The sequence below is a fragment of the Providencia sp. PROV269 genome (genome assembly GCF_028477785.1).
Taxonomy (GTDB): domain Bacteria; phylum Pseudomonadota; class Gammaproteobacteria; order Enterobacterales; family Enterobacteriaceae; genus Providencia; species Providencia rettgeri.
Window position 1 is genome coordinate 308,695 of record NZ_JAMPLV010000002.1, and the last position, 15,532, is coordinate 324,226.

Annotated in this window: 16 protein-coding genes; 9 read left to right on the top strand and 7 right to left on the bottom strand. The window is 38.8% G+C overall.

The genetic code is table 11. The features are described 5' to 3' along the window. Positions 1-97 precede the first annotated feature (97 nt). Entirely contained in the window at positions 98-1,324 is a 1,227-nt protein-coding gene (punC, locus tag PR683_RS02805) for a purine nucleoside transporter PunC (RefSeq protein WP_110731881.1), read from the bottom strand. 122 nt (positions 1,325-1,446) lie between these two features. Between punC and punR the strand changes: the two genes are divergently transcribed. Then, a complete protein-coding gene (gene punR, locus PR683_RS02810) occupies positions 1,447-2,352 on the top strand; it encodes a DNA-binding transcriptional activator PunR (protein ID WP_004910433.1) in 906 nt (301 codons plus the stop codon). A 9-nt stretch (positions 2,353-2,361) separates the two neighbouring features. Here punR and purR read toward each other — a convergent pair whose 3' ends face one another. Both purR and sodB read right to left on the bottom strand, forming a co-directional pair. After that, positions 2,362-3,387 carry an HTH-type transcriptional repressor PurR gene (purR, locus tag PR683_RS02815; protein WP_004910435.1) on the bottom strand — a complete coding sequence of 342 codons (1,026 nt, stop codon included), beginning with the start codon at positions 3,385-3,387 and terminating at the stop codon, positions 2,362-2,364. A gap of 440 nt (positions 3,388-3,827) precedes the next feature. Next, positions 3,828-4,406, bottom strand: a complete 579-nt coding sequence (gene sodB / locus PR683_RS02820; RefSeq protein ID WP_110731882.1) for a superoxide dismutase [Fe] — start codon at positions 4,404-4,406, stop codon at positions 3,828-3,830. Positions 4,407-4,885: 479 nt separating this feature from the next. Between sodB and PR683_RS02825 the strand changes: the two genes are divergently transcribed. Beyond that, a complete protein-coding gene (locus tag PR683_RS02825) occupies positions 4,886-5,233 on the top strand; it encodes a Grx4 family monothiol glutaredoxin (RefSeq protein ID WP_004910439.1) in 348 nt (115 codons plus the stop codon). A gap of 99 nt (positions 5,234-5,332) precedes the next feature. Here PR683_RS02825 and rnt read toward each other — a convergent pair whose 3' ends face one another. Continuing rightward, on the bottom strand, positions 5,333-5,977 hold the full coding sequence (gene rnt / locus PR683_RS02830) for a ribonuclease T (RefSeq protein ID WP_110731883.1): 645 nt from the start codon (positions 5,975-5,977) through the stop codon (positions 5,333-5,335). Positions 5,978-6,104: 127 nt separating this feature from the next. Continuing rightward, complete coding sequence (gene gloA / locus PR683_RS02835; RefSeq protein ID WP_004910442.1) at positions 6,105-6,512, bottom strand: lactoylglutathione lyase; 408 nt, start codon at positions 6,510-6,512, stop codon at positions 6,105-6,107. Positions 6,513-6,678: 166 nt separating this feature from the next. Between gloA and PR683_RS02840 the strand changes: the two genes are divergently transcribed. Both PR683_RS02840 and slyA read left to right on the top strand, forming a co-directional pair. After that, positions 6,679-6,918 carry a DUF1289 domain-containing protein gene (locus PR683_RS02840; protein WP_004910445.1) on the top strand — a complete coding sequence of 80 codons (240 nt, stop codon included), beginning with the start codon at positions 6,679-6,681 and terminating at the stop codon, positions 6,916-6,918. Between the two features lie 535 nt (positions 6,919-7,453). Continuing rightward, positions 7,454-7,888 carry a transcriptional regulator SlyA gene (gene slyA, locus PR683_RS02845; RefSeq protein ID WP_109911336.1) on the top strand — a complete coding sequence of 145 codons (435 nt, stop codon included), beginning with the start codon at positions 7,454-7,456 and terminating at the stop codon, positions 7,886-7,888. A 446-nt stretch (positions 7,889-8,334) separates the two neighbouring features. Here slyA and PR683_RS02850 read toward each other — a convergent pair whose 3' ends face one another. Beyond that, positions 8,335-8,802, bottom strand: a complete 468-nt coding sequence (locus tag PR683_RS02850) for a glycine zipper 2TM domain-containing protein (protein WP_004910448.1) — start codon at positions 8,800-8,802, stop codon at positions 8,335-8,337. Positions 8,803-9,335: 533 nt separating this feature from the next. Between PR683_RS02850 and anmK the strand changes: the two genes are divergently transcribed. From anmK to pdxY, 4 genes are all read left to right on the top strand, one after another. After that, a complete protein-coding gene (gene anmK, locus PR683_RS02855) occupies positions 9,336-10,457 on the top strand; it encodes an anhydro-N-acetylmuramic acid kinase (RefSeq protein ID WP_109911270.1) in 1,122 nt (373 codons plus the stop codon). Between the two features lie 20 nt (positions 10,458-10,477). Then, positions 10,478-11,131 carry a pyridoxamine 5'-phosphate oxidase gene (pdxH, locus tag PR683_RS02860; RefSeq protein WP_004910451.1) on the top strand — a complete coding sequence of 218 codons (654 nt, stop codon included), beginning with the start codon at positions 10,478-10,480 and terminating at the stop codon, positions 11,129-11,131. Between the two features lie 161 nt (positions 11,132-11,292). Further along, a complete protein-coding gene (gene tyrS / locus PR683_RS02865) occupies positions 11,293-12,567 on the top strand; it encodes a tyrosine--tRNA ligase (RefSeq protein ID WP_109911271.1) in 1,275 nt (424 codons plus the stop codon). A gap of 233 nt (positions 12,568-12,800) precedes the next feature. Continuing rightward, positions 12,801-13,664 (top strand): pyridoxal kinase PdxY, encoded by an 864-nt coding sequence (gene pdxY / locus PR683_RS02870; RefSeq protein WP_164528913.1) that lies wholly within the window; start codon positions 12,801-12,803, stop codon positions 13,662-13,664. Between the two features lie 54 nt (positions 13,665-13,718). On the opposite strand, the gene gstA is transcribed toward pdxY, so the two are convergent. Next, complete coding sequence (gstA, locus tag PR683_RS02875) at positions 13,719-14,324, bottom strand: glutathione transferase GstA (protein WP_004910457.1); 606 nt, start codon at positions 14,322-14,324, stop codon at positions 13,719-13,721. A 306-nt stretch (positions 14,325-14,630) separates the two neighbouring features. Here gstA and PR683_RS02880 point away from each other — a divergent pair, with 306 nt between their 5' ends. Beyond that, positions 14,631-15,497, top strand: coding sequence for a DUF817 domain-containing protein (locus PR683_RS02880; protein ID WP_042851575.1), 867 nt, complete (start codon positions 14,631-14,633; stop codon positions 15,495-15,497). Positions 15,498-15,532 lie beyond the last annotated feature (35 nt).

Consider the following 15,532-nt stretch of genomic DNA (forward strand, 5'->3'; position numbering starts at 1 on the left):
TCACAAGTGCTATACACTGAAGGAACATTTTCTTGAATTCACTAAAATAAAAACCATGCCGAGTCTTATCGGCATGGTTGATTCAGTAAACTACACTTTATGAATTCGCTTGGTAATCGACTTGCTTAAGAGTTTGATTGTTTTTGCTGGCACAACGTTGCATAAAATAGCCAATGGCCATTGGAATAATTGTGACTGCCATGACCCCGGTTGTTGCCAACAATGGATCGAAGGTCAAGGCAGAAACAAGTAGGCTTGCTAAAAAACATAGCCCTAATTGTAAGGCATTTTGTAACGCAGCTGCTTTACCACTCGCACTAGGAAATGTATTTAGTGCTTTAGATACTGCAATTGGGTAAGAGGCTCCATTCATTGCTGCCATAAAGCAGAATGGGATCAAGATCATGGTTAATGATGGTGTGGTATAGATAGCCATGATAAATAAAATGGACATGCTTAGCGCGTAACCAAGAAGTAACAATGGAAATATTGTTTCTGCTCGGATTTTTGCTAATAAAATACGGCAGCCATATCCACCAATAATGAAGGCTAGAGTTTGTGGAATATAACTCAAACCAATATCAGCAGGATTGAAGCCCATATTGCGTAAAATAAAGGGAGAACCTGTTAGCCAAGCGAAGAAACCTGCACTACAGGATGCATAAACTAGTACGTTGCCGCTGAAAACAGGGGAACTGAGCAAATTTGAGAAAGAAATCTTAGCTTGTGGTTGGTTGTCATCAGTTATTGTTTTAACTGAAACATTTTTCAAAAAGAGCGTTGGTAATAAAAGTAATATACCCACCGCCATTAGGATCAGGAAAATTGCTTCCCATGTTTGGTGCTCAAGAACCCATGCACCTAATAATGGCGCTAAAGCAGGGGATAGCGCGACTAGCGGCATAATAGAAGCAAAAACTTTTTGGGTATTTGCTTCATCATAGCGGTCGATAACTAGTGCTTGCCACAAAACAGCCGCGGAGCAGACTCCAACCGCCTGTAAAAAACGTAGTGTTAATAGCTGTGTTGCGGTTTCCACCCAATAAATAGCTAAGCTACTTAAAATGAAAATAGTTAAGCCCACAATGAGAACAGGCTTACGGCCAAGTTTGTCTGATAATGGCCCCCATAATAGCTGAGCGAAGGCAAAACCAGCTAAAAAGATACTGAGAGAAGCACTGATCGCGCCTTCGGATGTATGCAGGGTGTCTTGCATAGCACCAAATGCAGGTAAATACATATCAATGGCTAAAAACCCCAGCATGCTAAGTCCTGCAAGGTACACCATAAATCCAGGGGCGTTTTTTTTCACAGTATTCGACATAATTATTACTTATCTGATATTTAAAAAAATGTTAATGATGACGCCATTGTATAGGCTATTTTTTTAGGTTGTGAAACGGTAATATTTGGATCTTGTTATCAAAATTTTTGAAAGGAGAAGTTATGTGGTCTGCGCATGCACTCGAAGTGATTGATGCAGTTGCTCGAACTGGAAGCTTTAGTGGTGCTGCTGAAGAATTGCACCGTGTACCTTCTGCAATCAGCTATACCGTTAAGCAAGTTGAAGAATGGCTTGCGGTTCCTCTGTTTGAGCGTCGACATCGTGATGTTGTGCTAACGGAAGCTGGGGCGATATTTATTAAGGAGAGCCGTTCTGTTATCAAAAAAATGACAGATACTCGTCACCAGTGTCAGCAAGTTGCGAATGGTTGGCGTGGTCAATTTAGTATTGCCGTTGATTGTATTGTCAAACCACAGCGGACAGAACAGCTAATTCTTGATTTTTATCGTCATTTTCCTGATATCGAACTCTTTATTCATCCAGAGGTGTTTAATGGGGTGTGGGATGCACTTGCTGATGGGCGTGTAGATGTTGCGATTGGTGCGACTCGAGCATCTCCAATTGGTGAAAGGTATAGTTTCCGTGATATGGGTTTTATGTCGTGGATGTGTGTTGCAAGCCCAGAGCACCCATTAGCCAGAATAGGTGAAAAACTGACCGATGATCAAATGAGAGAGTACCCTAGTTTGTGCCTTGAAGATACTTCACGTAACCTACCCAAACGTGATACTTGGGCTCTTGATAACCAGCGTCGGCTTGTTGTGCCTTACTGGGAAAATGGCTTAGCTTGTTTAGTTAATGGGTTATGTGTTGGGATGGTACCTGAGCATCGAGCGGCTCCGCTTTGTGAAAACGGCCAATTAGTTGAACTATCATTAGCGCAGCCTTTTCCACCCAGTCCTTGCTGTTTAACTTGGGTGGAAAATAATACATCACCAGCGCTCAGCTGGTTGTTAGATTACCTTGGCGATAACGAAACGCTTAACGCAGAGTGGCTTTCAACCTAGTTATTCGTACTATCGGCGGTAATCGATAAATGGACCATCTGCAACAGAACGACGTTCTACAAGGCGAGGGTGGACTTCGATTGTTTGAGCATCTTCGCGCTTATTGACGATACGATCGAGCAGCATTGTGAAGGCCATTTGCCCTAAACGCTCTTTGGGTTGGTGGATTGTGGTCAATGCCGGTGTAAAATAGCGCGCATTTCGCACATTATCATAGCCAATGATTGAAATATCTTGTGGAACACGTAATCCCATTTCATCAGCGGCACAAATTGCTCCCATTGCCATGATATCACCACCACAAAATACAGCGGTAGGGCGCTGTTTATGGCTTAAAATTTGCGTCATTGCTTTATAGCCAGACTCAGGTTCGAAATCCCCCTGAACTATCCATTCTTCTTTTAGTGTAATTTTGGCCTCTTCCATTGCTTTTTTGAAGCCAGTTAAACGTCCAATACCTGTATTTCTTTCAAGTGAACCAGGGATCACTCCAATATCGCGATGCCCACGGTCAATTAAATAGCGACCTGCTAGGTATCCACCATGGAACGAGTTATCAATAATGCTATCTGTAAAATCGCCACGAGAAGTTCCCCAGTCCATGACTACCATTGGGATATTGCGGTAATCTTCTAGCATACCAATTAAGGTATCAGGGTACTCGGAACACATCACAAGTAAGCCATCAACGCGCTTTTGTGCTAGCATCTGTAAATACGCTTTTTGTTTTCCCAAATTGTTATGAGAATTACAAAGAATCAGCGTATAGCCTTTTTCATAACAGCTATTTTCAACAGATTCGATCACCTCAGCGAAGTAAGGCGCTTCACTGGAAGTTGCTAACAACCCAATCGACTTTGTGTGGTTAACTTTTAAACTACGGGCAACCGCACTTGGCGAATAATTGAGCTCTTTAATTGCAGCCCAAACCGCAGCCTTAGTGTCATCAGCTACAAAGCGCGTTTTATTAATAACATGGGATACGGTTGTGGTAGATACGCCAGCGCGCTTCGCCACATCTTTAATCGTTGCCATGGGGGAAAAAAACTCCTGACCAATAACCGGTCTCTATAAGAATTCTTGTTAAAAAATTACCTGCATATTGATGCATTGATCCTTTGCTGGCAATAATTTAGCGATTTGTTGTCGATTTTGTCTGATCTAGCGCAAAAACGAAAGAAATAATTGATGTTATAACATGTGATATAGACACTAGTTTTACTTTTTTGGATATGTATACTTAATAACCTTTATTGTTTCATGGTTATTTATTAATTCAATTACATTAGAATGAGAGGAACTCATGGATACAGATGTTAAATATGGATTGCTTGCTGCGCTGGGCTCATTAGCATTAATTATCTTTCTTGCTGCGCATATTTTCTGATTTTATTTCAGCCTTGAGTAGGGTGAATTTAAAAGGGCGAGTATATCTCGCCCTTGCAGTATCTAAACTTAGCAACAAGCAGAAATTGTTATGCTAAATTTTCTTCCACAAATTTCCAGTTAACCAGTGCCCAGAAGTTTTCTAAATATTTAGGGCGAGCGTTACGGTAATCGATATAGTAAGCGTGCTCCCAAATATCAACAGTTAACACGGGCTTATCATCACCAGAAATAGGTGTTGCAGCGTTAGATGTATTCACTATAGCAAGGCTACCATCTGCTTTTTTCACCAGCCATGTCCAACCTGCACCAAAATTTTTGGTTGCTGCATCAGTAAATTGAGCTTTAAATTCAGCGAAAGAACCGAATGATTTATTGATTGCATCAGCTACTTTACCTGTTGGTTCACCACCTGCATTTGGCGCTAAGCAATTCCAATAGAAAGTGTGATTCCAAACTTGTGCTGCGTTGTTAAAAACTCCGGCTTCAGAAGTTTTGATAATTTCTTCTAAAGATTTTCCTTCAAAGTCAGTGCCTTTGATTAGGTTATTTAAGTTAACAACGTACGTGTTATGGTGCTTACCATAGTGATATTCTAAGGTTTCAGCTGAGATATAAGGTTCTAAAGCATCTTTTGCATACGGTAAAGCGGGTAGTTCAAATGACATTGCGTACTCCTTGATTGCTTTTATATCAAAAAACTTAGGGTGTTTGCTCTTAAAATGAGCGAAATAGTCGGTTACTGCTTATCATTAGAGTTTCGCCTATCGGCGATATGATATTTAATATATTAATGATAACACGTTAAACCTTACAAAGGTAAAGGTAATAGCGTTACTCAAATGTTAACAAATAAATAGGGGAGTTACACATAGAAATCATATGGATATTCCGAATAGATGACCTGAATATATCAAATATGCATTTTTAACTAGAAATAGCTGCTTGTTTGACTTAGGTAAAGAGAAGATAGAAAAGATGCCTTTTTACTTTTTGGAATGCTATAGTAATGCCCCTATAAAACTGGCATATTGTATGAAACAATTCAGTTTCTTATTATATCAGTCAATGTATTCTGTTAAGTTGCGGTAGACTCTCAGTTACCGGCTGACTGCAAACCTGCATCTTTGTTTTAAGGAAGTTAAAAATGACAACTATTGAAAGAATTGAGCGCCAAATTAAAGAAAACCCAATTTTATTATATATGAAAGGCTCTCCTAAACTTCCGAGCTGTGGTTTTTCTGCTCAAGCAGTACAAGCTCTGTCTTCTTGTGGTGAGCGTTTTGCTTATGTTGATATCTTACAAAACCCAGATATTCGCGCTGAATTGCCAAAATACGCAAACTGGCCGACTTTTCCACAATTATGGGTGGATGGTGAGCTGGTCGGTGGCTGTGATATCATCATGGAAATGTTCCAGCGTGGTGAGCTCCAGTCTCTAATCAAAGAAACTGCGGATAAATATCGTCCAGCAGATGAAGCTAGCGCAGACTAAATTAAGCCACAAATAAAAGACGTAAAAACCGTATTTGACGAAGGCATTTTTGCTTTACATCAAATACGGTTTTTTCTGTCATGGTGATTTACTAAAAGATTATTGACTGTCTTCAATAATTGGCCAACCACCCATTTTTTTCCACTTATTAACGATTTCACAAAATAGCAAAGCCGTGCGATTCGTATCATACAGTGCGCCATGAGCTTGTTTACCATCGAATGGGATACCCGCAGAAACACAAGCTTTTGCCAGAATTGTTTGACCAAATACAAGGCCACTCAGTGCTGCAGTATCGAAGGTCGCAAATGGATGGAAAGGATTACGTTTTAAACCTGCTCGCTCGGCCGCATTCATGACAAAGCTGTGATCAAAATTAGCATTATGAGCGACAATAATTGCGCGATTACAATCTGTGTTTTTCATTCCTTTGCGAATGACTTTAAATATCGCATGAAGGGCGTCATATTCGCTAACAGCACCGCGTAGAGGGTTTGTTGGATCAATTCCGGTGAAGGCAAGAGCGGACGGTTCAAGATTCGCCCCTTCAAAAGGTTCTACATGAAAATGCAATGTTTCATCCATGGAGAGCCAGCCGTCTTTATCCATTTTTAAGGTGATGGCAGCAATTTCTAACAGGCCGTCAGTTTTTGCATTAAACCCACCAGTTTCAACATCAATAACGACAGGATAGTATCCCCTAAAGCGGTTCACTAGGGCGTTTGGATTGTTTTTTTCAGACATTAGGACTTTCGATTTTAGTTTTCTAGTTGGATGACATTATGCCAAAACCAGTAAAAATTTGCAGATAAACGGTGATAGAAGTTTAGGTGCTAAGTTAGGTACCTAAACTTCTAAATCATATCGCGAATTAATGGCCTAAGCCTTTACTTGCGCTTTTATTTTCGATCAGTTCAATTTTATAACCATCAGGATCTTCCACAAATGCAATCACAGTGGTTCCGCCCTTAACAGGGCCCGCTTCACGTGTGACGTTTCCACCTGCGTTACGGATATCATCGCACGTTTTTGCAACATCATCGACGCCTAGAGCGATATGACCATATGCATTACCCATATCGTATTGGTCAACACCCCAGTTATAGGTCAACTCTATGACGGCGCCTTCACTTTCATCGCTGTAACCAACAAACGCGAGAGAGTATTTATACTCTGTGTTTTCACTCGTTCTTAATAAGCGCATGCCTAACACTTTTGTGTAAAAATCAATAGAACGCTGCATATCAGTAACACGTAACATAGTATGGAGTAAGCGCATTTTAAACCTCTAAGAATCAGCCTGAATCGATTTACCTATTAATATAACGTGCTTAAATTAATAAATACAATGATTACAGTTTGTTTTTTGAACAAATAATGGTAATACTCATTTTTAGGAGTATATCACAGATTTAATGTGATTTTTTCTTTTGAAGGGGAAACTTATGGCCGAACAACTTGAATTTTTTGAGATCCCCAGCCCTTGCCGTGGTATTTGTCAAAGTAATGAGCAAGGTTATTGTCGAGGTTGTTACCGCACTCGTGATGAACGCTTTAATTGGCTAAAATTCTCGGATACTGAAAAACGAAATGTACTTCGTTTATGTCGCCAACGCTATTTAAGAATATTAAATAAAAAACCAGATCAAGAAAAAATCATCGATAAGCAACAACGACTCTTTTAATCCCCAGCTTCTTAAATTTCATTAGGAATAAAACAAATGTTTTATTCCTAATGTGAATTAATTCAACTGGAATTAATGATAAGCTATTTATTTCTTGGTTTATATTTCAATGAAATTTTATTTATTAAAAATTAGTATAGGTTAAATCAAAATGACTGTAATTAACATGATTTTAAGATTAACTATATTCATTTGTTTTTTAAAGGTTTATTTGTCGTTGTTTTTTTTATTGTTATTCATGACTACTATAAGAGGTAAAATAGATAGATCAAAAAGGAGAGTGCGGCTATTCTTATTAATAAGATAATTGATAGGTTATCTTATTAAGCCTGGATTGAGATAATGGATGAGTTTGCGAAGTATTAATGGGAGTTATACCACATAATAAACCAGTCATTATAACTAGAAATAGGTATTTAATAGCTAATGTATAAATAAAAAGTTGTAAATATAAAAGGAAATTAATATATAATTCAAAAAATAATATGAAGACGGTATGTTTTTTAGACATTATAATTATATAAAGGAGGGTAAATTGGAATCACAAATTGGGACAGAGTTATCACGTGTTGTTCGCATGTGGAGAGCATTAATCGACTATCGTTTGAAGCCTCTTAAACTCACACAGACACATTGGGTTACATTACATAATATAAGTCAACTACCACCTGAACAATCACAAATACAGTTAGCGAAAGCGATTGGTATTGAACAGCCTTCATTAGTAAGAACTCTAGATCAGTTGGAGGAAAAAAAACTTATTTCTAGGCATACTTGCACAAATGATAGGAGAGCTAAAAGAATAAAATTAACTGAAGAATCTGAACCTTTTATTAAAACTGTAGATCAAGTCATAAATAATACGCGTCTAGAAATATTGAATAACATTAGCCAAGATGAGCTTTATCAGTTGTCACAATTACTTCTGAAGCTTGAAAAGAATATTTTAAGACTGCAAAATGATTCTTGATGTGAAAATAATATGACTAGCTAATAAATGATATGCTAATTATTAAATTGGTAATAAAAATAATTGGATCATGCAATTTTTATAGGGTAATAATAGGATGAGCAATCACACTCGGTTATTGTTCTTGTTGAATGATTGCTGTGAAATATAATTAAAGTTGTAAATTGTATGTCTTGATGTTGCTTTTGTTTTTTTATTAGCTAATTCATTGGTGTGTATTAATTAATAACAAACAATTGATTAGAGGGGATAGGCTAAAATAAGTTTATTGGTTTGAAAGCAAGGCATTTATGTGTAAACAAGAATTTACATTACTTAAAAGCCATGCATGATAAATATAAAATATGATTATCAAACATAAAGTTATTATATTATTCAGCAATATTTTTATAAGAAATGCTCACCGGCAATAGCCGGTGAGCATACCTAATTTAGTAACCGTAAGATTATCGAGGAGATACAGTAACGGTATTTCCGCTATTCGCAATCATAACGCGTTGACCATTACGGAAGGTGTTTGGGTCTTGTTTTTGAACTACAACAATGTTTTTGCCGCTATCGAGGCGGATTTCTAATTGAACACCTTGGCTTCTATTTAATGCGCCTTGAGCTTCTTGGCCAGCTAAGCCACCAGCGATAGCACCCGCAGCAGTTGCTAATGTGTTACCTGTCCCACCACCGATAGTGTTACCTAATAACCCACCAAGTACTGCACCACCAATGGCGCCAATTACGTTGCCGTCTTCACCAGCTTGAATAGTCACAGGGCGAGCATTCAGAACAGTACCATAAGTCACAGTCTGTACCTGTTTCGCATCCTTGGCTGAAATAGTATCACCAGAAAGCGTACTGGTATTGACACAGCCTGATAAAGCTGCAACTGCTACAACACCTACAAAAACTTTCTTAAGCATAAGAACTCCTATGAGATTTGCTGTCTGTGGCACTAACATAGCATCGTATATTTGTTTTCACCATAAACACAACAAGTATCAAAATAATGGTATTAAAAAGCGATGGTTAGATTACCGATATTGATTTAAATAAAGTGTAAACACTAGGTAAAATATCTCAAATTCGCGATTATTTCATTCAATAAGGCACTCTTTGTTAAATATTCAATAGGGTAGTCAGCTTATGAGCATCTTTTCGCACCCGTTGCCAAACAGAAATAAGGTGTTAAAACTTTAGCTGAGGTACAGAACCGTAATGCCGAGCTGATAAATATATTATGTACCATTATATTGGAAATGAAAATTTCAGGTATTACAAAACGTCTTTTTTATTTGGGTTGTCTAGCAATTTTGAGTTTTAAAGCATTTATTTATTATTCCTGCGAAGCGCGCCGAGAAATTGCATCGAATTGTTGACAAAATTTGTCATCAAAGCACAATCTTTTGTAGTCGAGCGTTGTAAAGTCAATGTGCACTCTGAAGGAACAAGAATAATGATGAAATCAGGTCGTTACATAGGGGTTATGTCAGGAACTAGCCTAGATGGTGTTGATGTCGTTCTTGCTGCAATTAGTGACAAATTTGTCGCAGAGCAATCCAGTTTGAGTGTTGCATTTCCTATTGGATTAAAAAAAAGAATTTTAGATATATGCCAAGGACAAGTAACAACGCTATCAGAGGTTGGTAAAATTGATAGAGAGCTAGGCTCTTTATATGCAGATGCAATAAACCAGCTTCTTACTCAAACAGGGCTAACATCCGAAGATATCATTGCCATTGGTTGCCATGGTCAAACTGTTTGGCATGAGCCTGATGGCGAGCAACCTTTTACTATGCAGTTAGGTGATAATAACCGTATTGCGGCTTTAACGGGGATCACAACGGTAGGTGATTTCCGGCGAAGAGATATGGCTTATGGGGGGCAGGGGGCACCTTTAGTTCCTGCATTTCATTTAGCTGTTTTAGGGCATTCTACAGAAAAACGAATTGTACTAAATATTGGTGGAATAGCTAATGTGACAGCTTTGTTACCTGGTGCTTATGTCAAAGGCTATGACACTGGACCTGGCAATATGTTAATGGATACCTGGAGTTGGCGTATTAAGCAAAAGGCATTCGATAAAGATGGTGAATGGGCCAGTCGTGGTCAAGTTGACCATGCATTACTAAAAGCGATGCTAAGTGACCCATACTTTAGGCGTTCATCACCGAAAAGTACGGGGCGAGAGTATTTCAACACACAATGGTTAGAACAGCATTTGGCTCATTTTCCTTCAATTTCAGTCGATGATGTGCAAGCAACGTTATGCGAATTGACAGCAGCCTCTATTGCAGAGCAAGTGTTACTATGTGGCGGTTGTGAGCGTTTGATAGTCTGCGGTGGCGGAGCAAAAAATATCTTTTTAATGCAGCGGATGGCAGCCTTACTGCCTGGGATTGAAGTGGCGCCAAGTGATAAATTTGGTCTGAGTGGGGATGATATGGAAGCTTTGGCATTTGCATGGTTAGCTGCTCGAACCATTTCTGGGCTTTCAGGGAATTTGGCTTCTGTAACTGGTGCAAGCCAAGAAACTGTGCTTGGGGCGATATACCCTAAAAATAGCAATAAAAAATAATTGTGGTTAAGGATGCAAAAATGAACGAACTAGGTGAGATTGATCTCGCAGCAGTACGTCGAGAATACACAAAAGGTGGGTTAAGACGCCATGATTTAACACCAAACCCATTGACCCTTTTCGAACTATGGATGAAGCAGGCATGTGAAGCTCGTTTGAGTGATCCAACAGCCATGTGTGTTGCTACGGTGGATGAAACCGGGCAACCCTACCAGCGTATCGTACTATTAAAACATTTTGATGATAAAGGCCTTGTATTTTATACCAATTTAGGTAGCCGAAAAGCGCAGCATTTAGAAAAAAACAATAAAATTAGCCTGCATTTTCCATGGTATCCATTAGAGCGCCAAGTTAATTTCATAGGCGTTGCCGAACGTTTAAACCCTATTGAAGTAATTAAATATTTTCATAGTCGGCCAAAAGATAGCCAAATTGCAGCATGGGCATCAGCGCAATCTTCTAAAATTTCTGCGCGTGGTATTTTAGAAGGGAAATTCTTAGAGCTAAAACAAAAGTTTAAGAATGGTGACGTCCCACTACCCAGTTTTTGGGGGGGATATCGAGTGGTATTTGATAGTGTTGAATTTTGGCAAGGTGGTGCCCACCGTTTGCATGACCGTTTTTTATACCAGCGAGAAGAGAGTGGCTGGAAAATTGACAGATTAGCCCCTTAGGATCATGTTTTTTAGCTGGCACTTAATTGATATGCGCTTTATGCTATAGCTTCATTTAAGAAAACTGACAAATTACACTGGTGAGTTTTTGACAAACCTCTCAAACTTACTGGTCATTTAAACCAATATAGATAGACAAAATACAACTGATGGAGTCATTGATGTCTAGCAATAACCTGATTAAACAATTGCAAGAGCGGGGCCTCGTTGCCCAGGTAACGGATGAGGATGCGTTAGCAGAGAGACTGGCGCAGGGCCCTATCTCTCTCTATTGTGGCTTCGATCCTACCGCTGATAGCTTGCATTTGGGACATCTGGTTCCTTTGCTGTGTTTAAAACGATTCCAACTAGCCGGGCACAAGCCTGTGGCGTTGGTCGGTGGCGCAACGGGCCTTATTGGAGATCCGAGCTTTAAAGCTACTGAACGTAAATTAAACACCACAGAAACCGTTCAAGAGTGGGTAGAGAAAATTCGTAACCAAGTTTCACCATTTCTAAGTTTTGATTGCGGTGATAACAGTGCACGCCTTGCTAACAACTATGATTGGTTTGGCAAAATGGATGTACTGACTTTCTTGCGTGATATTGGTAAGCACTTTTCTGTTAACCAAATGATTAACCGTGAGTCTGTTAAGCAACGCTTAAATCGTGATGACGTTGGTATCTCTTTTACTGAGTTTGCTTATAACCTTTTACAAGGTTATGACTTTGCAAATTTGAACAAAGAGATGGGTGTGGAACTGCAAATTGGTGGTTCTGACCAATGGGGTAACATCACTTCTGGTATCGATTTAACTCGCCGTCTACACCAAAACCAAGTATTTGGCATGACGGTACCTTTGATTACCAAAGCAGACGGTACTAAATTCGGTAAAACTGAGGGTGGTGCAGTTTGGTTAGACTCCAAGAAAACTAGTCAATATAAATTCTACCAGTTCTGGATCAACACTGCAGATGCCGATGTTTATCGCTTCTTAAAATTCTTCACATTTATGGAAATAGATGAAATTAATGCACTGGAAGAAGAAGATAAAAACAGCGGAAAAGCGCCTCGGGCTCAATATGTATTGGCAGAATTAGTCACTAAACTGGTACATGGTGAAGAAGGGCTTGCTGCTGCAAAACGTATTACTGAAAGCTTATTCTCTGGTGCAGTATCTGATTTAACTGAAGCTGATTTTGAACAATTAGCTCAAGATGGTATTCCTTGTATTACCTTAGAAGCAGGTGCTGATTTACAGCAAGCTTTAGTAGATTCAGAGTTAACGCCTTCTCGTGGGCAAGCAAGAACGGCAATTAGTTCTAACGCGGTATCTATTAATGGCCAGAAACAAACTGAGCCAATGTATGTCTTCTCTGATGCAGACCGCCTGTTTGGGCGTTATACATTGATCCGTCGCGGTAAGAAAAACGACTGTTTAATTAATTGGAAATAGCTCTGACTAACCTTTGTAATATCAGCCCGGAATCTTCCGGGCTATACTCGTCATAATTCAAACTGTATTGGTGTTGACTTCGCTAGGCTCTCTGAATTGCATACTGATGTATGTCCTCGGCTTATTTTCTTATGTCACCTATATATGACTTGGATTATTTGGAGTGTATTCATATTTGCAATGGGTAATCACTGATTTCTCTTCATTCGACATAACAATTTTTTGGGTTCTCAATGAAAAGCGTATTATCAATTCAATCCCATGTTGTTTTCGGCCATGCAGGAAACAGTGCTGCTGCATTTCCTATGTGCCGAATGGGCGTAGATGTGTGGCCACTCAATACCGTACAATTTTCGAATCATACACAGTACTCACAATGGACTGGAAGTGTCTTTCCAGCGCAGCACTTAACCGATATCGTTGATGGTTTAGCTAAAATCCATAAATTAGAAATTTGTGATGCTGTATTAAGTGGCTATATTGGGTCTGCAGAGCAAGGGAATGATATTCTTGCTATCGTGCAAAGAGTAAAAGCAGCAAACCCCCGAGCCCTGTATTTTTGTGATCCAGTCATGGGGCATCCTGAGAAGGGTTGCATTGTTGCTCCTGGGGTTGCTGAATTCCTTTGTGAGCGCGCACTGGCTGCTAGTGATGTCATCGCACCAAATTTACTAGAACTAGAAACCTTAACGGGTAGAACCATTAAAAATGTCGACGAGGCCGCGCAAGCTGCCCGTGAATTGTGCCACAAAGGCCCTAAAATAGTGCTTGTTAAGCATTTAAATCGTGCGGGATATCGTGCTGATCGTTTTGAGATGATTTTGGTTACTGCGGAACATAGCTGGCATGTTAGTCGTCCATTAGTTGATTTTGGTGAAAAACAACCTGTTGGTGTTGGTGATTTGACCAGTGGTTTAATGTTGGTTAACTTATTGAAAGGTGAGCCTTTAGATAAGGGATTAGAGCACGTCGCAGCTGCGGTATATGAAGTGATGATAAAAACCAAAGAAATGGAAGAATACGAATTACAACTCGTTGCTGCTCAAGACAAAATGGTTAACCCAAAACATAATTTCTGTGCAACACAATTAGATTAAATTGATTTGTATTATCAAAGATAGCGCTCTACTGAAAGAGCGCTATTTTACAGATTAGATTAGGCCTTCCGCTTTTAATGCGTCTTGAACATTAGGGCGTTTAGCTATTTTAGCACTGTAATCTTGCAGGTGGTTTAAGCTAGTCAAATCAAGCCCAACGTGTTTTGCCCAATTACTAACCGTAAATAAATAGGCATCAGCGACACTAAAAGTATCTCCAGCAAAGAAAGCTTGTTTAGCGAGCACGCTATCAACATACTCAAACTTATTAAACAATACCTTACGGACAGTATCTTTATACTCTTCTGGTGTCCCTGGAGTGAATAAAGGTGAGAACGTTTTATGTAGCTCTGTTGAAATAAAATTCAAGGCTTCTAGTTGGTGATAACGCTTCATCGAACCTGGAAGTGCGATCAGGTTACGATCCGGTTTTTGATCCGCAATATATTGAACAATAACAGCACCTTCAGTGAGTTGTTCGCCATTATCTAGCACTAAGGTTGGTACCTGTCCTTTTGGGTTTATTGCTAAAAAGTCTTCACCTTTCTCAGTCTTTTTTTCTTTTATATTCACTCGCTCAATACTGAAATCTAAACCAGTTTCACGCAGAATGATATGGGGAGAAAGTGAGCAAGCACCGGGAGCGTAATATAATTTCATCATAAAACTCCTAAATTGTTGGATTGGCATTCATATAGCAAATAAACACATATCATTTAAGTATATCATTACTTTTTGTTAACGAATTGCCATCAGGTGCGAGTTAAAAAATAAAACCTAAAATCGGATGGAAAGTATCGTTAATATTAATAGGTAGTGTAAACCCAGCGCTTAAAACTATAAAAAATAAAAATGCATAAATCTAAGATAGTTACCTTATGTAGGGGATAACTATTTTGTTAAACTCCTCGCCTTGTCTTATGAAAGAAAACATACAAAATAATAAAAAATTAGGTGAGTAAATAAATGACCAGTTTGTGTCAAAAATTGAATGTGTTAGGGAAATTAGACCAAATTTTAATGGCACATCAACCGAATAATAGCCATGGCATTAAACGTTTTCTATTAGAGTTTTGGTTTTTCGGTTTAATTAATGCTCGTTCTTGTTTATTCGCTGGTTTTTTCTTTCTGGCGCTATTTTTGGTACCAGCTAAAGGGCTAATTGGCATCCCTCGCTATGACTTGTTATTGATTTTTGCAGTTGCCTTTCAAGCCTTGTTAGTGTGGTCAAAACTGGAAACCTGGGATGAGTTAAAGGCTATTTGTGTTTTCCATTTAGTTGGTTTTATGATGGAGTTGTTTAAAACGTCAGCAACGATTGGATCATGGCAATATCCAGATGAAGCTTACACTAAGCTTTGGGGAGTTCCTTTATTTACTGGATTTATGTATGCCGCTGTAGGGAGCTATATCATTCAATCTTGGCGATTTTTTAAAGTAAGAATTGAACACTATCCACCCTATTGGATGGCAACATTAGTTGCATTAGCTATTTATATTAATTTCTTTAGTCATCATTATATTGATGATTATCGCTGGTATTTAGCTGCATTTATTATGGGGTTGTATGCCCGTAGTGTGGTTTTTTATACTCCGCTAGATAAAGAACGAAAAATGCCATTATTGCTCGCATTTATGCTAATTGGCTTTTTTATTTGGTTGGCTGAGAATTTTGGGACATTTTTTGGTGTTTGGCAATATCCAAACCAGATTGGAGCTTGGTCAATGGTACATGCAGGCAAATGGGGAGCATGGTCACTATTGGTGATTGTCACATTTACGATAGTCGTTCACCTTAAACATATTAAGGCTAATGTCACGATATCACGCTAAATAACGAGTTTAGTTCATTGTCTGTGAGTAAAATT